Origin of the sequence: Hymenobacter tibetensis (assembly GCF_022827545.1) — a bacterium.
Classification (GTDB): Bacteria; Bacteroidota; Bacteroidia; order Cytophagales; family Hymenobacteraceae; genus Hymenobacter; species Hymenobacter tibetensis.
The window spans coordinates 1,791,671-1,816,728 of record NZ_CP094669.1; the positions used below are offsets into that span (position 1 = coordinate 1,791,671).

Annotated in this window: 13 protein-coding genes and 1 riboswitch; of the genes, 7 read left to right on the forward strand and 6 right to left on the reverse strand. The window is 57.1% G+C overall.

Going from position 1 to position 25,058, the window contains the following annotated elements; genetic code table 11:
- Positions 1–312 precede the first annotated feature (312 nt).
- On the reverse strand, positions 313–3,123 hold the full coding sequence (locus MTX78_RS07210) for a substrate-binding domain-containing protein (protein WP_243801246.1): 2,811 nt from the start codon (positions 3,121–3,123) through the stop codon (positions 313–315).
- Between the two features lie 608 nt (positions 3,124–3,731).
- On the opposite strand from MTX78_RS07210, the gene MTX78_RS07215 reads away from it, so the two are divergent.
- Positions 3,732–6,308: a beta-mannosidase gene (locus MTX78_RS07215; protein WP_243801248.1), complete on the forward strand. Its 2,577-nt coding sequence runs from the start codon at positions 3,732–3,734 to the stop codon at positions 6,306–6,308.
- Positions 6,309–6,689: 381 nt separating this feature from the next.
- Positions 6,690–7,862 carry a hypothetical protein gene (locus MTX78_RS07220; RefSeq protein WP_243801249.1) on the forward strand — a complete coding sequence of 391 codons (1,173 nt, stop codon included), beginning with the start codon at positions 6,690–6,692 and terminating at the stop codon, positions 7,860–7,862.
- A 178-nt stretch (positions 7,863–8,040) separates the two neighbouring features.
- Here the strand turns inward: MTX78_RS07220 and MTX78_RS07225 are convergent, their stop codons facing one another.
- Entirely contained in the window at positions 8,041–8,526 is a 486-nt protein-coding gene (locus MTX78_RS07225) for a hypothetical protein (protein ID WP_243801251.1), read from the reverse strand.
- 226 nt (positions 8,527–8,752) lie between these two features.
- Between MTX78_RS07225 and MTX78_RS07230 the strand changes: the two genes are divergently transcribed.
- Positions 8,753–9,478, forward strand: coding sequence for a DUF92 domain-containing protein (locus MTX78_RS07230; protein ID WP_243801253.1), 726 nt, complete (start codon positions 8,753–8,755; stop codon positions 9,476–9,478).
- A gap of 57 nt (positions 9,479–9,535) precedes the next feature.
- On the opposite strand, the gene MTX78_RS07235 is transcribed toward MTX78_RS07230, so the two are convergent.
- From MTX78_RS07235 to MTX78_RS07245, 3 genes are all read right to left on the reverse strand, one after another.
- On the reverse strand, positions 9,536–11,977 hold the full coding sequence (locus MTX78_RS07235) for a mechanosensitive ion channel domain-containing protein (RefSeq protein WP_243801255.1): 2,442 nt from the start codon (positions 11,975–11,977) through the stop codon (positions 9,536–9,538).
- 72 nt (positions 11,978–12,049) lie between these two features.
- Positions 12,050–14,560: a TonB-dependent receptor plug domain-containing protein gene (locus tag MTX78_RS07240; protein WP_243801257.1), complete on the reverse strand. Its 2,511-nt coding sequence runs from the start codon at positions 14,558–14,560 to the stop codon at positions 12,050–12,052.
- A gap of 623 nt (positions 14,561–15,183) precedes the next feature.
- Complete coding sequence (locus MTX78_RS07245) at positions 15,184–15,426, reverse strand: hypothetical protein (RefSeq protein WP_243801258.1); 243 nt, start codon at positions 15,424–15,426, stop codon at positions 15,184–15,186.
- Between the two features lie 763 nt (positions 15,427–16,189).
- Between MTX78_RS07245 and MTX78_RS07250 the strand changes: the two genes are divergently transcribed.
- Positions 16,190–17,293, forward strand: a complete 1,104-nt coding sequence (locus tag MTX78_RS07250; RefSeq protein ID WP_243801260.1) for a serine hydrolase domain-containing protein — start codon at positions 16,190–16,192, stop codon at positions 17,291–17,293.
- Between the two features lie 191 nt (positions 17,294–17,484).
- On the opposite strand, the gene MTX78_RS07255 is transcribed toward MTX78_RS07250, so the two are convergent.
- Complete coding sequence (locus MTX78_RS07255; protein ID WP_243801262.1) at positions 17,485–18,555, reverse strand: 3-oxoacyl-ACP synthase III family protein; 1,071 nt, start codon at positions 18,553–18,555, stop codon at positions 17,485–17,487.
- 679 nt (positions 18,556–19,234) lie between these two features.
- Between MTX78_RS07255 and MTX78_RS07260 the strand changes: the two genes are divergently transcribed.
- The 3 genes from MTX78_RS07260 (at position 19,235) to thiC (ending at position 25,057) form a co-directional block, all read left to right on the forward strand.
- Positions 19,235–22,543 carry a PAS domain-containing sensor histidine kinase gene (locus tag MTX78_RS07260; RefSeq protein WP_243801263.1) on the forward strand — a complete coding sequence of 1,103 codons (3,309 nt, stop codon included), beginning with the start codon at positions 19,235–19,237 and terminating at the stop codon, positions 22,541–22,543.
- A 234-nt stretch (positions 22,544–22,777) separates the two neighbouring features.
- Positions 22,778–22,875: riboswitch (TPP riboswitch) on the forward strand.
- Between the two features lie 77 nt (positions 22,876–22,952).
- A complete protein-coding gene (thiS, locus tag MTX78_RS07265) occupies positions 22,953–23,156 on the forward strand; it encodes a sulfur carrier protein ThiS (RefSeq protein ID WP_243801265.1) in 204 nt (67 codons plus the stop codon).
- A 29-nt stretch (positions 23,157–23,185) separates the two neighbouring features.
- Positions 23,186–25,057 (forward strand): phosphomethylpyrimidine synthase ThiC, encoded by a 1,872-nt coding sequence (gene thiC, locus MTX78_RS07270; RefSeq protein ID WP_243801267.1) that lies wholly within the window; start codon positions 23,186–23,188, stop codon positions 25,055–25,057.
- Position 25,058: the final 1 nt, after the last annotated feature.

The window sequence follows — 25,058 nt, forward strand, 5'->3', positions numbered from 1 at the left end:
ATGGTTCGGAAAGCAGCCGGCGCCCCTATACAGCACCGCCGCGCCACCCGCCGCCTGCCCCACGTAAGCGGGGAGAGGCAGCAAGCGGCGCGGCGGTGGAAGCAGGAGGGTAGGTAGTTTTCATAGCTGAATCGATACCCAAAGGTCACCGTAAACCCAGCCCTCGTCTTGCTTTAATCACTCAAAGTCTTTCAATAATTACACACTATTTAATTGAAGTGTAATGGACTGTTATAGAGTGTTATAAAAGAAAAAAGCGGCACCCGATTTTGGCGCCGCTTTCGATAATGATACCTGATTTCAACTTTTGATTCACACGCTGGGCGTGGTGTGCAGGGCCCGGAACTCGGAGGGCGACACCTGGTATCGCGCCTTGAAGCTAGTGGAGAAGTAAGACGGCGACGAGAAGCCCAATTGGTAGGCCACTTCGGCAATAGTTTGCTCGTCGTCGAGCAGGAGCTGGCGGGCCTTGGTGAGCCGGATGCCTTGGATGAAATCGGTGACGCCAGTGCCCAGTACGGCCTTTACTTTGCGGTACAGCTGCACCCTGGAAATGCCCAGGCTGCGGGCCACATCTTCCACGCTCAAATCGGAGCGGCCGAGGTTGGCTTCCACAATGGCGGTGAGGTCGGCCAGGAATTTTTGGTCCACCCGCTGGGGCGCCACCGTCACCGTATCCACGCTCAACTCGCGCCGGAAATGCTCGCGCATTTTGTCGCGGTTGGCCAGCAGGGTGCGCAAGCTTTCGAGCAGGAAAGTGGGGTTGAACGGCTTGGTTAAATACAGGTCGGCGCCGGCTTGCACACCTTCCACTTGCTGCTCGGGCGCGTTGCGGGCCGTGAGCAGCACCACCGGAATGTGCGAGGTGCGCCAGTCGCCTTTCAGCTGGGCCACCACGTCGAGTCCACTGATTTCGGGCAGCATCACGTCGCACACAATCAGGTCGGGAATGGATTCGGCAGCGAGGCGCAACCCCGTGGCTCCATCGAAAGCCGAGCTCACCTGGAAATGCGGTTGCAGCTTCTGCGTGAGGAAGGCGTTGACGTCGGGGTTGTCTTCAATCACCAGCACCAGCGCCTCGCTGCTGGCCAGCGTTGGCAACTCGCCCACGGTGGCGGGCGCGGCGGAAATGCCTTCTTCCAGGGCAAAGGCCGGCGTAACCTGTGGCGCAGCATCCAGCTGCTTCAGCGCTGGCGGCAGTTCCAGCGGCAAGGTCACGACGAACGTACTGCCCTGGCCCGGCTGGCTGGTGAAGGTGAGCTGCCCGAGGTGCAGGCGGGTGAGGCCCAGCGCCAAGGCCAGCCCCATGCCCGAGCCCCGTGCCGCCGACTGCTGCCCCTGATAAAACCACTCGAAAATGTGCGCCCGGTCCTGCTCCGAGATACCCCGGCCGGTGTCTTCCACGCTCACCCGTACGCTGTTCTCGGCGGGCACCAGCTGCAAGCTCACCGTAATCTGGCCCCGGTCGGGCGTGAATTTCAGGGCGTTGCTGAGTAGGTTGAAGAACACCTTGTCGAGAATATTAACGTCGAACCACAGCCGAATAACCGGCTCGGCGGGCAGGAAGCGGAGGGTGATACCGCGCTGCCGGGCTGGCTTCTCGAACACGTCCATGATTTCGCGCACGAAAGCCACGAGGTTGCCCTCAGTGGCGCGCACTGGCATCTTGCCCACGTCAATCTTACGGAAGTCCATGAGCTGATTCACCAGCTGCAACAGCCGCTGGGCGTTGCGCCGGATCAGCCCCAGGTCGTGGCGGTGGGTGGCGGGCAGGTCGGTGTGGCCGGTCAGCATTTCCTCCACGGGCCCCAGAATCAGGGTGAGCGGGGTGCGCAGCTCGTGCGAGAAGTTGGTGAAGAAGCGCAGCTTGGCCTCGGTTTCCACCTTGGCCCGCTCAGCAAATTCCTGCAACTGGTTGCGCTGCGACCTGATTTCCTGGTTCTGCTTGCCCAGCGTTTGGTTGATGCGGCGGTTCACGCGGAACGCCCGGAAGGCCAGCAGCCCCAGCACCGCCGCTCCGAGCAGCGCCGCGGCCAGCACGTACAGTACGGTTTGCTGGCTGGCGTAGGTGTCGCGCTGCTGCCGCAGGAGCTGCTGCTGCCGCTGAATATCCTGCTGCTGGCTGGCAAGCTTCTCGGTCTGTAGCTTCATGATCAGTACGTTGGTCGAGTCGATGACCAGCGTGCCGAGGGTGTTTTCTTTATCGTAGGGCTGCTTGCGCAGGATGCGCATGGCGGTGCGGATGGCTTCCTCGCCGCCCGGTGCGTAAAGCAGGGTGGCGTTAATCACGCCGTCCTGCACCAATTGGATCCCGCCATGGATGCCCGGTAGCCCGTCCACGCCCACAATCTTCACCCGTTGGCTTAAGCCCAGCTGCTTGCACACCTGGTAGGCGCCCAGGGCCAGCCGGTCGTTGTGCGCGAAAATCAAATCCACGTCGGGGTGCTGGCGCAGGACGGCGGGCAGGCGGGCCAGCACCGAGGGCCGCTCCCAGTTGCTGTTGACTTCGCCCACCAACTGCACGTCGGGGTGCGTGGCCAGAGCTTTCGTGAAGCCCCGGTGTCGGTCTACGGCGGGAGAAGTACCGGGCGCGCCCAGCACTTCCAGCACCTTCCCGCGCTGGCCCAGCAGGTTGGCCACGTAGTTGCCGGCCATGCGGCCCACTTCCTCGTTGTTGCCGCCCACGTAGGCCGTGTAGAGTTTGGAGGTGGTGCGCCTATCGAGGATAACCACCGGAATACCGCGGTTGTACACCTCTTCAATAATAGGCGTAACCGGCTCGGTTTCGTTGGCCGAAACAATCAGCAGATCAATGCCTTCCTTGAGAAATTCCTTGATCTGCTGTTCTTGTAAGGCGCTGTTGTACTTGGCGTCCTTCATGCGGAAGCTGACCTCAGGATAGAAGCTCAGTTCCTTGTTCATGCCCGCTAGCATGGCCTGCCGCCAAGCGTCGCCGTTGGTGCACTGCGAAAACCCGATGCGGTACGTGGGCATGGGCTTCTGCTGCGTGCAGCTTGCCAGTGCGCCCAATAAGCTGAACAGCATCAGCCAGTAAGCATAAAAATCCCGGCGCAGTTGATTTCTCGGGGAGAAGGGGCGCAGAGGACCAAGCGTTGCTTTCATAATAGACGCTCTTGTGCTGCCAAGAGTATCTCAAAGCTAAACAAGTTTTCAGGCCGATGCGAGCATGCCACTTGCGAAGCAACTCAAGCTCAACGCTATTATCCGTTCTGTGTCTACTCGCAGTGCAGGGTGGTAAGCTTAAATAGCAGGCAATGTGGTGCACCAGCGAAATAGCCCTTCAACTTCTTATTGCCTTGGCTACTATATACTATGTGTCTTGCTGGGCGCTTATTTAAAATTATATAGATTGCCAAGATAATGCTAAAAGGATTTAGCATTATCTTGGCAATCCGTAGTCTGCTGTTCGCTCATGCTCGGTTGTTGCCTGGTGTGGGAGCAGGGTAGTTGCCACACCTTATGTGTTCCGCAACAGCAACCACTCTATGCTTCACTCAAAAAACTGCCTTATTCATGTCCTCGTAGCTCCGACTTAACTGTTCGTTTTCAGCTTACTAGCTTCGCCGCAGACGCTGCTCGCTTGGCACCGCTTCAAGGGGGTGTAACCCCAGCCGTGGTAGGTGCTCCCGCTAAGCTGAACGCTTATTGCTTTCTAAAACCCGCTCACCTTTAGTTTACTTATGTTCCGCACTCACCATCGAAAAAGTCCCATGCCCGCGTTGAAAAAGTTATGTTGGTTGCTGATTTGCGGTCTGTTTTATAGCAGCGCCAACGCGCAACAAGCCCTGCCCCTTAGCGGCAAGTGGGAGTTCCGCAAAGCCAACGACAGCAAATGGGGTGCGGCCACCGTGCCCGGCACCGTGCACACCGATTTGCTGGCCACCAAGCAAATCCAAGACCCGTTCTACCGCGTCAACGAGAAAGACCAGCAATGGATTGGCAAAACCGATTGGGAATACAAAACCACGTTTGCCGTCGATGCCAACCAACTCAAGAGCGACAAACTGTACTTGGTGTTTGAGGGCTTGGACACCTACGCCGATGTATATGTGAACGACGTGAAGGTGCTGGTGGCCGACAACATGTTTCGGCAGTGGAAAAAAGACGTCAAGCCGCAACTCAAAGCCGGCAATAACGCCTTGCGGGTGTATTTCCATGCTCCCATGGTGAAGGGCGACGAGCTATTTAAGAGCCTGCCGTTTCAGGTGCCCGCCAGCGACAACGACCAGGCTGGCCCCGGCGAAAACAGAGTGAGCGTGTTCACGCGCAAGGCCGGCTACCACTACGGCTGGGACTGGGGTCCGCGCCTAGTTACCTCTGGTATCTGGCGCCCCGTGTACTTGGTGCCTATGAGCGTAGCGCACATTCAGGACCTGTTCATCAAGCAGAAAAAACTAACCACCGAGCAGGCCGATTTAGAGGCCCGCTTGGAAGTGGAAAGCCTAACGGCCGGCGCCAAACAGCTGGAAGTAACCGTGGATGGCGCGTCGGCGCCCGTTTATTCGCAGCCGGTATTCCTGGATAAAGGCATCAACCACTTGGTGTGCAGCTTCGTGCTGCCCAAGCCCGAGCTGTGGTGGCCCAATGGCTACGGCGCGCAAAAGCTCTACACGTTCCGGGCGGTGTTGAAAGACGGAGCCAAGGCCTTGACCGAGAAGCAGGTCCGCCGCGGTATGCGGACGGTGGAAGTGGTGCAGGAGACGGGCCCGAAAGCCAACTCGTTCTACTTCCTGGTGAACGGAGTGAAGATGTTCATGAAGGGGGCCAACTACATTCCGCAAGACAACTTCCTGCCCCGCGTGAATAAGGCCCGCTACGAGCACGTCATCAATACGGCCGTGGCCAGCAACATGAACATGCTGCGGGTATGGGGCGGGGGCATCTACGAAAACGACCTGTTCTACGACCTCTGCGACGAGAAAGGCATTATGATTTGGCAGGACTTTATGTTTGCCTGTGCCATGGTGCCCCCGCTGGAAAACCACAAGCAGAACATCTACGAGGAAGCCGTGGAAAACGTGAAGCGCCTGCGCAATCACCCGGCCATTGCCATGTGGTGCGGCAACAACGAAATAGCGGCTTACATGGGCTCCAACTACTGGGGGACGGCCAAGAACGCCTTCCGCAACCGCCAAGATTCCATGACCATTGTCAACACCTATAAGGAGGTGTTCCACAGTATTTTGCCCGCCGTGGTGAAAGGTTACGACGACGAGAAATTTTACTGGTCGACGTCGCCGCAGCCTACCAACTGGTCGCACACCAACCGCGATAGCCGCACCTCTGGCGACGTGCACTACTGGGAAGTGTGGGGCGGCAAGAAGCCTATCGAGCTGTACTTAAAGAACGTTGGACCGTTCATGAGCGAGTACGGCTTCCAGTCGTTCCCGGACATGCAAACCATCAAGGGCTTTGCAACACCCCAGGACTATGATATCAACTCCGAGATTATGAAGTCGCACCAGCGCTCCTACGTGGGCAATGGTGCTATTCTGCAGTACATGGAAGCTTGGTACAAGGTCCCTAAGGCTTTTCCTAACTTCCTGTACACTGGCCAAGTGCTGCAGGCCGAGGCTATTAAGCTAGCCATTGAAGCCCACCGTCGGGCCAAGCCGTATTGCATGGGCTCGTTGTACTGGCAAATCGACGACTGCTGGCCCGCTGCCTCGTGGTCGAGCATGGACTATAACGGCTATTGGAAGGCGCAGCAGTACGAGTCGAAGCGGGCCTTCGAGGCCATGCTAGTTTCCCCAATTGTCACCAACGACTCTGTGCAGATATATGTAGTATCCGACAAGCTGCAACCTGTAAGTGGGCAGCTGCACATCCGGCTGCTGGATTTCGCTGGCAAGGTGCTCAACGAAAGCAAGACGAACCTCACGGTGCCAGCCAACACTAGTACCAACGTGTACCGGGTGCCAGTGAAGGACGTGCTGAAAGGCGCCGCCCCGACCAACGTGGTGCTAGACATCCGGCTGACAAGTCAAAACCAAGAGGTAGCTCAGAATTGCTTGTACTTTGAGCTGCCTAAAAACTTGAAGCTTAACAAAGCGCCCATCAGCTACACGCTGGCCAAAGGCAAGGAGAAGGGTGCCTACGTGCTGAAGGTTTCGGCAGCGCAGTTAGCAAAGAACCTGCGGGTTTCGGCCGGCGACGATGCCATCATCTTCTCCGATAACTATTTCGATCTGTTGCCTGGTCAAGCTCGGGAAATCACGTTCACCTCAAGTAAGGCGTTGAAGAAAAGCGACATTACCTTCCTTTCCATCAACGAGTCGGCCCAGTAAAGAAGTTCGGCTAACCTGCCGCCAGATAGCAAGCAAAAGCCCCTCACTAGAGGGGCTTTTGTTTTTGCTGGTTTGCTTCAACCCAATGAAAACGAAGAGAGAACAGCAATTAAAAGAAGCTATATGCTATAGATAAAACATTGATTGTGAGATGAAAGCAAGTAAATTCAAGAATTATTATTTTATATTATACCAGGAAACGATAAATAAAATTTATTAGGCTATTTCAAGATATGATTATACATTAGGGCGAGCATGCTTATGTACGCCATTTTGCACAATGGCATTATATTATTTGCTATATCCTATATTGTGCTAGTATAGAGTATAGCGAATTACGTTTTGATCCCTTTTACTGTCTCCAAAACCATCCTCGCTTCTATGAAAAACCTCAAACTTCTGTCGGCAGCAGTTGCCTGTTCTTTTATCCTTTTAACAGGTTGTCAGAAAGAAGCTGACAGCACAGTAGCTCCAACTGCCGCGCAGTCGTCAACTCAACTTTCCACAATTACTCCAGAGCGAATTCAGCAGTTGCGGGCCTCGTTGCCGGCTGGCTTGGAACAACGCCTTCGAGAGCGTTCGGCCCTGTTGCTGAAGACCGATCCTCAGTACCGCGACTTGGTTCGCCGAGCCATAGCCGCCGACCCAACTTGTGATGACGACACGCGCGTAAATCAGTGGTTGGATCAGCAACTTGCAGACTGGAACAACGAAGTAATCACGTATGTGTTGGACTTCGCCATGCTGGATTTGCCTACCTACGATGCGTTGGTATTTGAAAACAGTTCGCAGGGGCAGCGCTTTGGCGTGAACGGCGAGTACACGCAGCAACTCACTAAGTCCTTCAAGGATTTGCAGCGCTTCTGGAACATCCCATCCGATGACATCGTGTTGGCGGCCATGCATGGCAACATGCTGCTGGACCGCGACAAGGTTATGCGTACGTACATCGCAGTGTTCGAGGTAGATCCGGCCACTGCGGCGGCCCTCGCCGATATAGTGGTGGAGCTAGCCGACGTGATTCCGCAGTACCGAGACGGTAACCACCCCATCTTCACGTTCAACGCTTTTGCGCTGGAAGGATTCAACTTCCCGCCCTACGGCAACATCCCGGATAAGATCATTATGGGGGACGGCATCATGGAGGCGTTTACCAGCATCGGGTACGGTGATGTAGCTCCTCAGGCCATTCTGGCCCATGAGTTCGGGCATCAGATTCAATTCAACCTCAACCTGTTCGGTACCGAAACCAGCCCAGAGGCCACCCGCCGCACCGAATTGATGGCTGATGCTTACTCGGCGTACTACCTCTCGCACGCTCGGGGTGCTGCTATGCAGTGGAGAAGAGTGCAGCAGTTCCTGCAGGTGTTCTTCAACATCGGGGACTGTGGCTTCACCAACCCAGGCCACCACGGCACGCCTACGCAACGGATGGCCGCCGCAGAATGGGGGTACAGCGTTGCCAACGACGCCCAAAAGCAAGGGCACATCCTAACCAGCCAGGAATTCACTCGTCTTTTCGAGCGGCAACTGCCCCAACTGCTCAACCGCTAAGTGTAGCGCAGTACACAACCGAAAAGGGCTGAAGTAGTGTTCACCCCTTTTGTATGGAGCCCACTACAACGCTGCCCAGGGTACCAGGCGGCGTTGTAGTGGGCTCTTGGCTGTTGATTGAGTTTGGTTTGACTGCGTTTCCGCGCCCAGTTGAGGGACCGTAGCGGCTGGTGCAGGGTCACTTTTGGGTCAGCAGCCAGTTGAAGCTAATGCCCTTCGCTTGGTCGGTTCTTAAGTCGAATTTCTTGCCTTGGACTTGTGCTTGCGTGGGCGGCTGGTAGAGCTGCGCTACGCCGTTGGCAGTTACCATAACTACATGCTGATAAGGTATAAAAATGTGAATTCGGTCGCCTGGCTCGTACACCTGCATCCAAGCCGTAAAGTCCACTTGGGGTTGATGGGCGCGTATAGCCGGCAGGAGGGGCCGCCCACGACGCACCAACGTTAGTTCGGCGCTCCTAAACTGGTAGCGGACGGCATTGGGGCACGCCGCATCCGGCGTTACCTGTAGCGTCACGCGAGGCAGTAGGGCGCTGCCCGTGGCGGGAATCTCTAGGTTGCCGTGCAACACCCGTACAACAGGAGTACAAGCAGGCTGAGCAACCGCCTCGCCTAGACTGGCCGACAAAGCTACCAGCACTAGTATTTTCGCCGATAGGAGCATGGTAGATAGTGCCGTAGAGGGGTGAAAAGGCTAGCAGTTGCGCAAAGGCAGCGCTGTTGCTCGTTAACGCAGCAGGTTGGCCAAGATTGCGTAAGTGAAATATAGCCACCACCACAGGTGTTCCGTTACCAAGCGGGGTAAGCCTGATTCGAGCAGGGGAGCGGCAGCACCTGTGCTGGCACTTTATACCTTGCAGCCTTTCTTGTTCTTGTCGATATGGGATTCGATGTCTGACCTCTACTCCTGGTGTGTTGTGCTGTTGGTGCTGGGTGCAGGCATGGTGTATAGCGTGCGCGCCAAAAAACTTACCGTGGCGGGTTCTGGTACGGGCGGCGTGCTGGGCGTACTGCTGTTTTTGGGCGCAGGCTTCACGGGGCTGCTGCTGCTGAGTTTGTTTTTTCTGCTCGGAACGGCGGCGTCTGGCTGGAAACGGGCCGACAAACAGCGGTTGGGTTTGGCAGAGGCCAATCAGGGGCGGCGTACGGCCTGGCAGGCTCTGGCCAATGCGGGAGTGGCTGGTGCAGCGGCTTTGCTAAGTTGGCTATTGCCGGCCCATGCGCCTTTCTTTCAGTTGCTGCTGGCGGGTAGCCTGGCTGCTGCCACCGCCGACACGCTGGCCTCGGAGCTGGGTAATGTGTACGGGCGGCGATTCTACCACGTGCTTACCCTACAGCCCGACACTCGCGGCCGCGACGGTGTGATTAGTATGGAAGGCACGCTAGCCGGTTTGGCGGGTAGCGCCCTCATGGCAAGTGTGTACAGCGCCGGGTTTGGCTGGCACCGCGGGTTCGGGTGGGTGCTGCTGGCTGGCGCAGTCGGCAACCTCATCGATTCGGTGCTAGGGGCCACTTTAGAGCGACGGGGCACGCTTTCCAACAATGCTGTGAATCTGCTCAACACCCTGGTGGGCGCAATAGTAACGGCTCTTTGTTATGTGCTCTGGGGCCTATAGACAAATTGTTGGGTGCTTGTTTGCAGTTTGGGTGGGCGCTTCAGCCGCCGAGGTGGGCTAGTTCAGGTTGATGCCTTCCTGCGTGAAACGGCGGTGAATACCGGCTAGAATCTCGCTTTTCAACGCTTCCTCCTGTCGGATATTACTGATCCAGAACAGCACTTTCAAATCGTACTGCTGGCCGTTCACGCCATTCAATAGAATCTCGGGAGCCAGCTTGTGGAGCGTATTGGGGTTGGTCAGAATCTCTTGGCTGATAAGCTGTTTGGCGTGGTCGAGGTCCGTATCGAGGCCCACTTTCAACCCCAGTTCCACCCGGATGTGGTTGTTGCTCATCGTCCAGTTGATGACGTGCCCCGAGAGTAGGTCGCCGTTGGGCACAATGATTTCCGAGCCGGCCAGCGAAATCAGCTTGCTGGCGCGAATACCGATGTCCTTCACGCGGCCGGTTTTACCGGTCACTTCAATGAAGTCGCCGACTTGGAAAGGGCGCTCGAAAACCAGAATAATGCCGGAAACCAGGTTGTTGATGATGTTCTGCAAGCCCAGTCCCACACCCACGCCCAACGCCCCAACCACAATAGTGATTTTGTCGAGCGGTAATCCGGAGGCCATGGTGGCCAGCAGGAAGCCAGCTGCTAGCAGTACCAACCGGATAGCCACCAACCACGAGCCCTTGCGGTCTGGATCTTTGTTGAACTCGTCGTCGGTTTCCCCGAAAAAGTAGCCTACAAACCGCTGCAGCAGCACCGAAATGTAGATGATGGCAAAGAACAGCGCAATATTGCCCAAGGTGAACGTGATGCTGCCAATGTAATGGGGAGTGGTGAACACCAACTCGAGGAAATGATAAAGTGGCCGGAACACGTTGAGGTTGCTGGTGAAGTTCATCAGCCACAGTCCGCACACCACCACCGAGAGTACCAGGCGTAAAGCTCGCTCGATCTTCTGGAAATTAAACCGGGCAGTAGCGCCGCTGGCCAGTCGGCTGCGCTGCATTTGCAAGTGAAAAGCTTCGGTGAGGAGGCGCACAAAAACCGACAGGGCAATGATTTCGGTTAGCCCCAGAATGGCGCTACTGCTCAGTAGTTTGGCCATGCTCAGGCGCCCCGTCATGTTGCACAGCGCCGCCAGGCCGTTCAGCACCACAAACAGCACCACCACCGGCAACACAAAGGCCGCCAAGCGGGGCCCCCGTTGCAGCTGCCGCCTAAACTTGAGGCCCACGCCTATAGCGGCTAGATTTAACAGCAGCATCGCCCAGCGTACCCCAGGGCCGGGCGTGGTAGAGGCATATACAAAGGTCAGCCCCAAAAACAGCCCCACCATGCTCAGCCACGACCAGAACTGGTTGCGGGGCCAGCTCCGGCCGAGCAGCACACTAAGCGACACCAGCAACAGCAGTTCCAGCAAGTCGGTGTAAGCGGCCGGCGGATTTAAGTCGAAGAAGGGCGCAACACTGAACACCACTACCAACGTGCCGGCTATGGGTACGGGCCGCAGGTAGCGAAACGGCTGCTGCTCAGGGGAGGGGGCGGCCGCCGCCGTATTCACCGCTCGGAAGTTGGCAAACACCCACCAGAAGAAGACGGCGCCTAGCACCACCATCCAGGCTCCATACTCCCAGTTGTGGCCGAAATAATAGCGCAACAAGCCGTTTTGGCTGGCGTAAGATTCGCGCACGAGCTGGCCGGTGGCCTCGCGCTGGTTGGAGTTGGTGGCGGTGGCTTGCCACAGGGGCGGATTGTTGGGCGCTAAGGTGCGGCGGTTGAACCGGCGAGACTGTTCTTTCACCTCGTCCTGCAGTTCCAGCGCCTGGATGTAGGCATCCGAAACGCGGGTTTGCAGTTGCGTAACTGTCTGTTGGTTGCGGTTCAGTAGTTGGCTGGCCCGTTGCTGCTTGCGTTGCAGCCGCGCCGTGGAGCGGCCCAAGGCTGTGCTCGTGTCGGGCTGGCCGGGCAAGGCGTGGCGGGTGAGCGAATCGAGCTGGAACTGCATGCGGCTGAGGCGCTTGCCTTGAGTGGCCAGCTTCAGGCGCCAGTCGCCTAACTGCTCTTGCATATCCGTGAGCAAAATCTCGAACATGCGCACCTGCTTGAGGTTGATGACGCTGCTGTACTGGGTCAGGTTTTGCCGGATGGTTTTCAGGTTGGTTTCCACGTCGGGCAGCTCCGAAGCCAGCTCTTCTGTATTGGCGCCCCGGCGCGCCCCACCGCTAATGCGGCCCAGCACCAAGTACGCCTGCTCGACGCGTTGCGCCGCATCTTGCTCGGCAATTGGTGGGGTGGCGGGCGGCGCAGTTGTGGCGGAATCCTGTGCCTGAACTAGAACAGGCAGCAGGGCTAGCAAGCATACCAGCCACGAGTAACCGATAGGGCTGCGCATCATCCAAGCGAAACGGATAGTTCTGGAAGGAAGGGTTGACGGCATAAGGAAGAACACGGAACGGCCAGCCAAGGACAGCAGGGTAAGTGGCGCGGCTTGATCTAAAGGGGGCACAGCCTCAAAGCTACTGCATGAAAAGCCATGGGCGAAAAGCGGATGGAGTGGTCTGCCGCTACCGGTGGCCGTTTATTGCACTACCACCGTGCCGCTGCCCTGGGCTGGCTCGCCTTCTTGACTTAGCCCCTCTGCTACTGCCTGGAAGGTGCCGCTGCCATCGGCGGTGAAGAAGTGAAGCTCGGCTTCGCCTTTTGCGTTGGTGCGGATTTCCGGGTTCCAATAAAGCGTGCTGGTGCGCGGGTCGGCGGGTGGGTTGGTAAGCAGCGCGTTGTAGCGTGGCTGGTAGAATTCGCGGGCTACGTAAAAGCCAGGCACTTTTACGGAAGCAATACCCGGAGCCGGACCAGTTTCAGGCCCTTTGTAGTTGGGGTCGGCGCGCTTGGTATAGATGGCAATGGCGCCCCCGCTACCCCCAAAAATTGCCGCTTCCACTCCCTTGAACACCTCCACCGACTCCACCTCGGAGGCCGGAATAGTGCTGATCATGCCAATATCGGTTCTCTGACCGTCGAGGATGAAGAGTGGGGCACCGCTCCCACGGATTTGGGCCGTCATGTTGGGTGGATTGCCGCTGATGGTGAGTCCGGCCACCCGTCCCTGCAACACCTGTAGCAGGTTGGTGGCCGACTGCGCGGAGGGAATGTCAGCGAAATTCACCACGGTGCCGCCAGTGGCCCCGTAGAGGCGGCGCGGGTCGTTGGCCGGCACTTTCTCGCGCTGGGCCGTAACCGTTACGTTGCTCAGGCTGATGTTACGAATGCCTTTTTCAGGGTGCAGCTGCAAATCGGCCGTCTGCGCCTGGCGGCTTCGGCGCACAAAGGCGGCCACCTCGGGCGGCGCCGCCTTCAGGGAAGGTAGTGCCGGCAAGACTTCGGGGCGAGGCAGCGGCCCGTTATCCGGACGGATACGAACATTGGCCCCGCCTTGCGCCCGTCGTGCTTGCAGCGTCACAAGAGCGGTATCGCGCACTGGGAAGCCCGTGAAGGCAAAACGACCATCGGGACCGGTGGTAGTGGTCAGGATATTTTGAACGGGCCGCGTCTGTAAAAAAGTTAGTTGGCTGTTGACGATGGGTTGGTTGCCGAATTCGCTAACCACCTGCCCGACAAGCGAGATGCCTTGCTCTGGCTGAAAACGCACCACCGGTTGCTGCCCCGCCAGCATTTCCTTCCAGACAAAGCGGCGCCACCCCTGCGTTAGCAGCAAGTCGTCGAGGGCAGCCGCTTTTGCCGCCGAAGGCTCCCGGAAATAATAGCCGGGATTTTCGATGTACCCTACCAGGTCAGAGGTCAGGAGCAGGTTCGAGGCAATGGTTTCAGCATCGGGGTCGAGGGTGCTGAGGGCTGCGTCGCTAACACCGAGCGAGAAGCTGGTGGCTACGGGCTGGCCGGCCGCATCGGTTACGCGCACGTTCAGTTGCACCAAAGCGTGAGGTGCGTAGCTGGCTTGGTGGGGCGTGATGCTGATACGCAGGCTGGCTGGACCGTTCTCGGCAAAGGCCAACCTCTCGCACCGGGGAGTGCCCTCAGAGTCGAACAAGGTGAAGTGCACAATGCCGTTGCGGTAGTTCTTTTTGGGCATGCGCCACGTAGCGGGGGCGTTGCCGGTGAGCGTGCGTGGGCCAGGGTACGCCACCAAGCCACGCATCTCGGTCATGAGCTGCACGGGGCCAGGGGCGGGGGCACCGCCGACGCCTCGGTAGCGGGCCACCACCAGAAAATCTGCTCCACCATCAGTTACTTGCAACGTGTAGCCACTGGGCTGCACGGCAGGCAGCGGATAGTCAGTGGCTGTGCCATCGGGCAGGGTAAGGCGCGCGTGGTACCGCTGACCCGCGCTGGGGGTAAAGGTAAACCGCCCCATTCCGGCGTGGCGGCTGCTGAAATTAGCTACTGCTACCACGTTCTGGGCATTCAGAATCTGGCCACGTATGGCTACGCCTCGGCCGCTGGCATCGGTGGCTTTGCAGGCCACCACCGTTGAGAGGCCATCCACTAGGTAGCCGCCTTCCGGGAAAAACTGTACGTCGGGGCGGGCGGCCCGGGCCCGAGCCGCCGCGGTGGGTGCCGATGGGGTAAAGAAATTGGCTGTTTCCTGCGGCCCCAGCGGCGAAGCAAGCCAAACACTTAGGCGCCGGCTGTATACAAATTCGTCGCCGGCGTTGCGCATCCAGTTGGTGTAGGCACGCAGCACGTAGGTGCCCGCTGCCAGCGAATCGGCCAAATCAAGGTCGCCGTGTGCCCGGCCGCCTTGCAAGCGCAGGGTGCGGCGCGCCACCACCTTGTTTTCCGGCGAAAGCAAATCGACGTGCAACACTTGGCTCAACGAGTCGAACTGGTGCCGGGTGGCGTCGACCACGTATGCGCTGAACCAGATGGTTTCCCCAGTGGCATACACCGGGCGGTCGAGGTGGAGGTAAGCTTTTTCGTGGCGGGCAGCCGAGAAATACGCGTCGAGCTGGCGCACAATGCGCGGCAGCAGTCCCTCCTCAGGAGGAGGCAGGCGGAAAGCGAGCGGTAGGATGGTGCCCACCAGGAGCAAGGGCAGCAATTGTTTGGGCACTCGCGCTGCTTTTTTCATGTAGGCATCAAGTGAAATATAACTGGCCCACGCGTTTGGCTGCCACTTATGGTGTGGCGCAAAGATGGTGAAGCTGCGGAGGTTACGCTTCAAGTGAAGTCAGTCAAGCTGAAACTTCTCCTTCCAAACCTCACTCACGCCCACTAATAGCACTTGGAGGCGGGCATATCACGTCGTGAAAAGTCAGGTCGGCTTGCTTTTGTTGCAGAGTAGGGCTGCTGGTAGGTTGCTGCTCGCTTGGCTGCCATAGCACCAGGGAGCCACCGAATCAAAGTGGTGCTGGTTTTCTGGTGCCTGAAAAACTAATCGTCCACTGCTCCCACGTCTCATCTGCCATCCTCTGAATCTATTGGTCTTGGCCAGCACTTGCGAACCACAGAGCCTATAGTGTCAGCGCCTAAAGCTGCTGGCTGCTTTTCCCGACGGGGACTGTTTCTCTGTCTGGCTTCGGTCGTAACCTGGGCAGGTTGGGCTTTTCCAGAAACAGCGTAGCCCTACCCCAAGCAGCATGCTGCTTGGGGTAGGGCTACGCTAAGTAACTACAACAACGGTTGCTGCCGGTCGGGTCAGGTACGTTTCAGTGGTCTTCGCTTACGCTGTGGAGTGGATGGTCTGGTGGAACGCTATTTGATTTTTTCTGCACACAACGCGGTGAATGTGGCGCAGCAGTCGTTTAGCAAGTCGACGGAGTAGCCACCTGGCTCCTGAATCAGTTTGATTTCAGGGATGCTTCCATGCAGAGGACAGTATACGTCTTTCAGCTTTTCCTGGAAATAAGCCATGAACTGGCTTTCTGTGTTTTTTGCAATAAGCTGCCTAACAACATCGGCATTAACATCACTCTGCTGAACAGTAGATTTGCGCATAGGTACGAGAAGGGGGATGAAGTGGAATCAAAGAGTGGCCTGGCTAGAAACCAATTTTTTCCTGGCTTCTTATAACAAAGTCTTGAAATTGTAAGAGTTTAATGGAATATACTCGCTCTTGGCCGATATAGGCGGCTTAAGATGCATAAATATATGACTAATCTGCGATAATCGTCTGTCTGTTTCTTGCGAAATATTTGATGCCTTCCAAACAAAAGGTGGGGTTTAGTGCCCACAAGTAGCTCCTAGTTCAAGGAGTGTTTCTGACTTCAGAGCACAGAAAGCCACTGTATGGGGTTCCTATGCTGGCCCCAATGTAAGGGTCTCTCTTCGTGCTTGTGTATGAAGTAGTGCAATGATATTGCTGTAAAAATTATATAAATACTTGGGTGAAGAGAAGTGCCAACGGCCAGCATACTTTACTTCCTTCTTACCAAGAAGCAATCATTCAGAGAGGCAGTACCGCTGGGCCAGTAGCCTAGAAGAACTGAACACACAGGGAACTGCGACACCAAACAGGGGGTATCGGTACGAGAGCCTATCGTTGGCGCGACTGGATATAGGGCACGTTGGCTTCTGCTGCGGCCCAGGATACAGGATGGGCTGGAGCGGTGCTGACAGGAACCCACAAAATTTTGCTGAGCTTCTGTAACAGATGACCAGTGGGCTCGGTACTCTTGCCGCTACCCATAACGCCACCCCAGCACGGGAATGGCCACTGGTGTCAGCACGAATTTCCTACATCAATCTATTGATATTGAACATGCTTAAGAGCTTCCTAACGCTGGTGGTACTTGCCTTTCTGCATCTCGCCAGCCTCGCCAATTCCCCACAAGCAATAAGCCGTTCAGTAGACGAATTCGTTGCGGAACAAATGAAAAAGCTGGGTATTCCTGGTTTGGCGGTGGCAGTAATCAAGAAAGGCGAGGTCATTAAAGTAAGCACGTATGGCCTGGCTAATGTGGAGTGGAAACAAGACGTAACTGCCCACACAAACTTCCAAATAGCGTCTTGCACCAAGCTGCTTACATCTACGCTGGTGCTGAAAACGATATATGCCGGGAAGCTGCGTCTAGACGATCCAATTGGGAAATACATCGACTCTATTCCAACCAGTTGGCAGACTATACGGGTCAAGCATTTGCTTGAGCATTCGAGCGGAATCCGGGAGTTTCGTGGCGACCCGTATGTGTCAACTGCAACGGTCGTAAGGGCCCTGATGGACTCCACGCTGGAATACGTTCCGGGTACCCAGCAGCACTATGCTCAGGCAGACTTTATGCTGGCTGGCTATATTCTGGAGAAGATCTACGGCAAGCCCTTCCCACAGATTTTGCGAGACGAAGTGACCCAGCCCTTGCACATGAACGACGGGGCCTTCGACATGGAGCAACGGGTAGGCTCGTTTATGCGCACGGACCTGATTGCCCAAAAAGCCACCACCTACTACGACCTAGAGGGGCAGTTACGAGCCTATAAGTACATTTATCCGGCGTACACCTACACTGCTGGCGGCTATTTTGCGTCTATCAGTGATATGGTGAACTGGGCCATTGGGCTAGACAAAGAAGTGCTGTTTCCGGAGGCTTTTGCTGCCCCGCTGCTATACGGGGCAGATAGTGTGGGCCGCAAATTATCGGAGTTCACCAGAGTTGGCTGGGCATTGGGGCAAGAGCCGGGGGTACTATGTGCCGGGCACAGCGGCGGACCCGGCTTGGGGGATGTGTGGCGCTTCCCCGAGGAAGGGTACACGGTTGTGGTCCTCTCCAATGATGGTGAACTGCTTCCCGATGTTGCGCGTGCTGTTGCATCCTTTTACATAAAGGGTTTGGAGCGCAAAACCACCATCAAGAAGTTTGAACGATAGGGGAGGGCAGCGGCCCCGCCAAGGCGGCCTGTAGCATAAGGCTATGTAACGCACGCCAGTGGCTTGTCTGGCTGATGCCGTGCCAGCCACAGCAATACGCCGCACGAGCAACTTGCCCGTGCGGCGTACCTGTTAAGCCCGCTTTTTCGCCGGTTGGTTGTACCTGCTGAAAGCCTATCTAAGCGTGCAGATTAGCATTGATATACTACCGCGTTGATGTTCATGCCGGCTCCTACCGAGGCCAGCACCACATAGTCGCCGGCGGCCAGGGGGGCGCTTTCTAGTTCCCCTTTCCGCAACAGGTCTACCAGAGTGGGCAGTGTGGCCACTGAACTGTTGCCAAGCCACCCGATGGTCATGGGCATCACATCCAGGTTGGGCGACTCTTCACCGTAGAGCTTGAACAGGCGCTGCAGAATGGCCACGTCCATCTTCTCGTTGGCTTGGTGCAGCAACACCTTCTTGACTTGGTTCAGGGGTACTCCGGCTTTATCGAGGGCTACTTGTACCACGTGCGGCACATGCTGCAACGCAAACTCATAGAGCTTACGGCCCTGCATTTTCATGAACTGGTCGGCCGTGTGCTCGTAGTCGGGAGCATACGACTTGCCCATGCCCAGCAGGCCCGCATACTCATGGGCGTGCGTCTGGGTATGGTGGGCCTTGATACCGGCCGCGCCATCTGGGCGAGCTTCCAGAATAATGGCTCCGCTACCGTCGCTGAAAAGCATGGTGTCCCGGTCGTGCGGATCAATAACGCGCGACAACGTCTCGGTGCCAATGACGAGGCAGCGCTGCGCATCGCCTGAACGCAGATAGTAGTTGGCTTGAATAACCGCTTCCAGCCAGCCCGGGCAGCCAAACGCCAAGTCATACGCCACGCAATTGGGGTTGCGAATTTCCAGCCGGGCTTTAATGCGCGAAGCCAAGGACGGCACCAGATCCACCCGGTTGCTACCGGCGGTTACGTCGCCGAAATTGTGCGCCACAATGATGTAATCCAGGCTTTCTGGATCAATGCCAGAACTTGTTAGGGCCTCGCTGGCCGCCAGCCAGCCCAAATCCGACGCACGTTGTTCGGGCCGCGCGTAGCGCCTCTCTCGGATGCCGGTGATAGAGCGAAACTGCTCTAATATCACAGCAGACTCTTGTTCTATACGTGCACCGCCCGCCGTAAAGAAACGGGCCGCGGAAAAGTCTTGATTAGCAACAATCAGGTCGGGGATACAGCTACCTGTAGCTATCAGCACAGAATTAATCATACAAACAACAAAGGAAAATCAATACGAAAGTAGGCTGTGAAGCTGACATACTTTCTCGAAGGGGCACTTGTTCAGGCAAAAAATACTCGACCGTACGCTTTTTTCAAAGCACTACCCATCCAGCTTTAGGGCTTGCTTTGCGCCTGCCCGTGCTCTGGAAAGTACATACAGCGCGTATCGGCGGCTTCTAATGCACCGTGCAGCAGCTGCGCCGCCTTGCATAACGTGTTAGAAACGTACGCGGGCAACTCTTGGTCTGTTGGAAGGTGGCATTCGAGGTTAGGCGGCTTTTGGGTGACCGAGGTGCTGGTGAAATGTCACGTAGGGCCTTAAAATAAATGCCGTGGGCTTGTAGGAGGGCTGTGGTGGGAACTGACTTGGCTGGTAGTGCCCTCAGCCGCCAGGCCTGGTTTTCGGCTGCCTTGCTTTAGTGCGGCCTTTACAACAAGGCCAGGTAGAGAAGGCGCAGTGGGGGAATTAAAGTGATAGGAATATAAGTAACTGATATAAAGTACCTTATATTGATGATAAGCTAAACCATAGCCATAAAAAAGCGGCTGCTAGTGTCTTCGAAAGGTGGCTCTCGGAGGGATTTTCGCGTAAACCCCGACAGTTAATTTTCTCTTAAGGCTGATGCCGAAGCCACTGGCTTCTTTTATTCTACTCTTATCAGCTTGCTATGTCACATCTTCCACCATTGTTAGCCACTGTTTCTCCGCCCGAAGAACTGCTCTACGATCTGCTGGCAGTTTCACTAACCGGCATTATAGTTTATACTCCCCTCTACAGTGCTGCCGGCGAGCTGGCAGATTTCAGTTTCGGGTACCTTAATCCTGCCGCGCAGCAGATGTTGCATCTGCCTGAGCAGCCAACGGCCACGTACAACGAGTGGTGGCCGGACAACTTGATACCCAACGCCTTTGCCTTGCATGCCGAGGCCTTTGTATCCGGAACGCCGCGGCAATTTGAAGTCAGTACGCACACCAGCGGCTACGACACCACCTACTGCGCCGCCGCTCGCCGCTCGGGGGAAAGCCTGTTGGTGAGTTTCACTGAGGTAGCCAATCGGCCTCGCGGCCTTGATAAGCAGGCCCCGCGCGCAACCCAATCCCACCAACAGGTTGCTCAGGCCGAGGGCAAGCAGCCATGGGAGGAAATGCAACGCCTTTTCGAGCAGGCTCCCGTTGCCATCTGCATCTTTCGAGGACCCGAGTTTGTGGTGGAGCTAGCTAACCCTACGTTGGCGGCTATGTGGGGCTATTCGGCACCTAGCGTCGGCAAGTCTTACCTTGCCACGATACCCGAGGCAACTGCCCAAAGCCTGGCGCCTATACTGACAAGCGTGCTGGAAACTGGGCAGATGCGCTTCCTGCGTGATGAGTCGCTTACGGTGCTCCGCCAGCAGGAGGGTCCGCCGGATCAAGTCTACTTCGACTTCGTTTTTCAGCCCTTTCATGATGCCCAAGGACAAACCACCGGGGTGTTTATGGTGGGTACCGATGTGACCGAGCAGGTACAGGCACGGCAGCAAGTGGAGCGGCTCAACCAAGAGCTGGAAACGCGGGTAGTGGAACGCACCCAGCAGTTGGAAGCGGCCTTCACCGAGGCTCAGCGGCAAGGGCTGTTGCTGGTGCAGCAGCAAAATATGCTTCAGCAGATTTTGGGGCAGGTGCCCGCCGCCATTGCCACGTTGGAGGGCCCGGAGCACCGCTACACGTTCTTCAACGCCACCTATCAGGCCCTGACAAGCGGGCGGGTGCAGCTAGGCGAAAAAGTAGAAGACATCCTGCCGGAGATGGTACCCCAGGGAGTTATCAAACGGCTGGAAAAAGTGTACGCCACTGGGGAGCCATTCCGAGGGCAGGCCATGCCCATTGAACTGCTTGACAGCACAACCAGCCAACTCAAGCAACGGTACCTGGACTTTATCTACCAGCCGCTGCTTGACAAACATGGCCGAACCCAGGGTATACTGGTGTTCCTGGTGGATGTGACGGGGCAGGTGGAAGCCCGCCAGCAGGCTGATGCGCTGCAAGCAACGGTGCAGGAAGCCACCCAGCGCCACATGCAGGAGCGCGAAAACTTCTACCAAGTTTTTGCCAAAACGCCGGCTGCTATCAGCATTCAACGGGGCCCGCAGCACCACTACGAGTACGTTAATGAAGCCTACCAGCAGTTCTTCGCGGGCCGGCAGTTGCTGGGGCGCCCAATAGTTGAGGCCCTGCCCGAAGCCGTGGATAGTGGTATCGTAGCCCTGCTTGACCAGGTGTATCAAACCGGCGAAACCTACTTCGGCTACGAGGTGCCGCTGCTTGTCGAACAGCCCAACGGCCAGCCGCCCACGCAAATGTATTTCACGTTTACGTACCAAGCCTACCGCGAAAACGGGCAGATAGTGGGTATCTCCACCTTTGCGCATGATGTGGCCGAGCAGGTGGTGGCGCGCCAACAACACGAAGCGCAGCAGCAGCAGCTACACGACCTGTTTATGCAGGCCCCAACACCTATTTGCATCCTTACGGGGCCGGAGCTGCGGTACGAGTTGGCTAACCCAGCCTATCAGCAGTTGTTTGCGGGCCGCGAAATGTTAGGCAAACCGCTGCTAGAAGCCATACCAGAGCTAGCCAACGAGCCCGTATACAAGGAACTGCAACGCGTGTACCACACCGGGGAAACTTTTGTGGCGCAGGAAATGCCCTTGCTATTAATTCGGCGGGAAGGCGGGCCCTTGGAAGAGAACTACTGGACTTTCACGTACCAGGCCCACCGTGACGCCTCTGGAAACATAACTGGCGTGTTGGTTTTCACCCACGAAGTAACCAACCAGGTACGGGCGCGGCACGTGGTGGAAGAAAGCGAGCGGCGCCTCCGGCTGCTTACCGATGCGCTGCCCGTACTCATCGGCTATCTTGACCGGGACGAGAAGTATCGGTTTGCCAACCAAGCTTACGAAGACTGGTTCCACCAACCCCCCGCGGCGCTGATAGGGCAGCGCCTGCGCGATGTGGTGGGAGAGAAGGCCTACGCTCGGGTGCAGGAATACGTCCAGCGGGCACTGGCCGGAGAACGGCTGGATTTCAACGTCGAAATGCCATACCGCGTCGGATTCACGCGTTATATCCGCACAAGCTACGTGCCCGACTGGCAGGACGGCCAGGTGGCCGGTTTCTACACGCTGGTGGTGGACACCACGGCGCAGGTGGAAGCCCGGCGCAACGTAGAGCAAAGCCAGCAAAAGGCCCTGGCACTGGCCGGAGAACTAACCGTGACCAACGAGCAGCTGACGCGTACCAACATAGACCTAGACAACTTCATTTACACGGCCTCGCACGATCTGAAGGCCCCTATTTCCAACATTGAGGGCCTGCTGTACTTGCTGCGCGAAGAACTGCCCGCCACTACCAGTCAGCAACAGAATATACAGGCTATCCTAGGGTTCATGTTTGATGCGGTGGAACGCTTCAAACGCACCATCGACCACCTGACCGACGTATCCAAGCTGCAAAAAGAGTACACCCCGGCTACCACTTCCGTGAACCTGGCCGCGGTGGTAGAAGATGTGCGGCAAGACTTGGCGCCCCTGATTCAGGAAGCCGATGCCCGCCTCCAAGTCGACCTCACCAACTTTCCGCCCGTTCAATTTTCCAAAAAAAATCTGCGCTCGGTGGTCTACAACCTGCTCAGCAACGCCCTCAAGTACCGTTGCACTGACCGCACCACCCACATTGATGTGCGAGCCCATGTACGAGCGGGTTACACGGTACTGGAAGTGCACGACAACGGACTCGGTATCAATGCTATTCATTTGCCCAAGCTTTTCACCATGTTTCAGCGCTTCCACACCCACGTTGAAGGCTCAGGGGTTGGTTTGTTTATGGTGAAGCGCATGGTGGAAAATGCTGGGGGCCACGTGGAGGTCCACAGCCAACCCGGCGCTGGTACCACGTTTTTCGTGTTTCTGCCCCATGCCGCTAGCGCCGAAGCGTAGCAGCTTACCGCTTGCCCAGCCAACGGTTGGAAAGAGGGGGCGGAAGTGGTTTGATGCGGCACAGAGGCTGTTAGAGCGAGATAGAAGCGGATACTGGCGCTTTACCGTAGGGCGAAGTTCAACCGGGCGGCGCAGTTGTAAACGCGCCGCTAGGCCGCTCAATACGGGCACCGTGCCAGGGGAAAGCCCGAATTATATTTTTGGTGCTTCGCTTTTGATGCGCTAGGTTAGCGGCGTAAACTTTAGGGGTGTCCTGCTAGCCAGGACTGAGATAATACCCTTTGAACCTGATCAGGCTGATACCTGCGCAAGGGAAAAGTAACGGAAGCACCAAGGCCCCCGCGTGGGCTTGTCGTGCGCACTCCCTATTGTTTATAGTCGGATTCTCACTCAACTACCCCTTAGTTGCATGGTCTACTATGTAAACAATACGCCACAGGAAGCTCCCGTGGCCCGCACCTTGGCCGAAGCGCTGACCGAGCTAAACTTGCCAAGCCAGCGCGGTATAGCCGTAGCCGTCAACGATACCGTGGTGCCTCGCCCAGAATGGGCCGCCTACGCGCTGCAAACCAACGACCGCCTCACCATTATCCGTGCTACGCAGGGCGGTTAGCCTGGGCGTTCCTTCCTTCCTTCCTTCCGATGAAAAAAGACCAAGCTCCCCAGCAGACGCTGGTGGAACGCGCGCCGCTAACCGGCTCGCGCAAAATCTACGTGCCCGGCCAACTCTACGACATCCGAGTGGCGATGCGCGAAATAGTGCTGGCGGATACGCAGCGTAAGTTCGACTTCGCTAACCCCACCGAGCACAACCCGCCCGTAACGGTGTACGACACCAGCGGCCCCTACACCGACCCCAACGTGGTAATCGACCTGAAAAAAGGGTTGCCCCGGCTGCGTGAAGAGTGGATTACCAACCGCGGCGACGTGGAAGAACTGCCGGGCATCTCGTCGGAATACGGGCGGTTGCGGGCCAATGATACCAGCCTGGATGCGCTGCGCTTCGAGCACATTCGGCAGCCGTACCGGGCCAAGGCTGGCCGCAACGTCACGCAGATGCATTATGCGCGGCAGGGCATCATCACGCCGGAAATGGAGTATATCGCCATTCGTGAAAACCAGCGCATCGACCAGCTAGCGGCTGATGATGCCTTGCGGGCGCAGCACCAGGGGCACAGCTTCGGGGCCAACACGCCGCAGGGCTACATCACGCCGGAGTTTGTGCGCGACGAGGTGGCTGCGGGGCGGGCCGTTATTCCATCCAACATCAACCACCCGGAAAGTGAGCCCATGATTATCGGGCGCAACTTTCTGGTGAAAATCAACACCAATATCGGCAACTCGGCCGTGACGTCCAGCATCGAGGAAGAGGTAGACAAAGCCGTGTGGAGCTGCCGCTGGGGTGGCGATACGCTCATGGATTTGAGCACGGGTAAGAACATTCACGAAACCCGCGAGTGGATTATCCGCAACTGCCCGGTGCCGGTGGGCACCGTGCCTATTTATCAGGCGCTGGAAAAAGTGAATGGTAAAGCCGAGGATCTAACCTGGGAGCTGTTCCGGGATACGCTCATCGAGCAGGCCGAGCAGGGCGTAGACTACTTCACGATTCATGCTGGCGTGCGCCTTCCGTACATCCCCATGACGGCCAAACGGGTGACGGGCATTGTGTCGCGCGGCGGCTCGATTATGGCGAAATGGTGTCTGGCCCACCACCAGGAGAGCTTCCTGTACACCCACTTCGAGGAAATCTGCGAAATCATGAAGGCGTATGACGTAGCCTTCTCGCTGGGCGACGGGTTGCGGCCCGGCTCCATTGCCGACGCCAACGATGCCGCCCAGTTTGCCGAGTTGGAAACCTTGGGCGAACTCACCAAAATTGCCTGGGCCCACGATGTGCAGGTGATGATAGAAGGCCCCGGCCACGTGCCCATGCACCTGATCAAGGCCAACATGGACAAGCAGCTCAAGGAGTGCCACGAGGCGCCGTTCTACACGCTCGGGCCCCTCACCACCGATATTGCGCCCGGCTACGACCACATTACCTCAGCCATTGGGGCGGCCATGATTGGCTGGTTCGGAACGGCCATGTTGTGCTACGTGACGCCCAAGGAGCACCTGGGTTTGCCCAACAAAAAGGACGTGAAAGACGGCGTCATTGCCTACAAAATAGCGGCCCACGCTGCCGACTTAGCCAAAGGCCACCCCGGCGCTCAATACCGCGACAACGCGCTAAGCAAAGCCCGCTTCGAATTCCGATGGGAAGACCAGTTCAACTTGTCGCTCGACCCCGACACGGCCCGCGAGTACCACGACGAAACCCTGCCTGCCGATGGCGCCAAAGTGGCGCACTTCTGCTCGATGTGCGGCCCGCATTTCTGCTCGATGAAAATCACGCAGGAAGTCCGCGACTTTGCTGCCCAGCAGGAGGTAGCCCCCGACCAGGCCCTAACCAAAGGCTTAGCCGAAAAAGCGCGGGAATTCGTGGAGAAAGGCAGCGAAATCTATCTGTAAC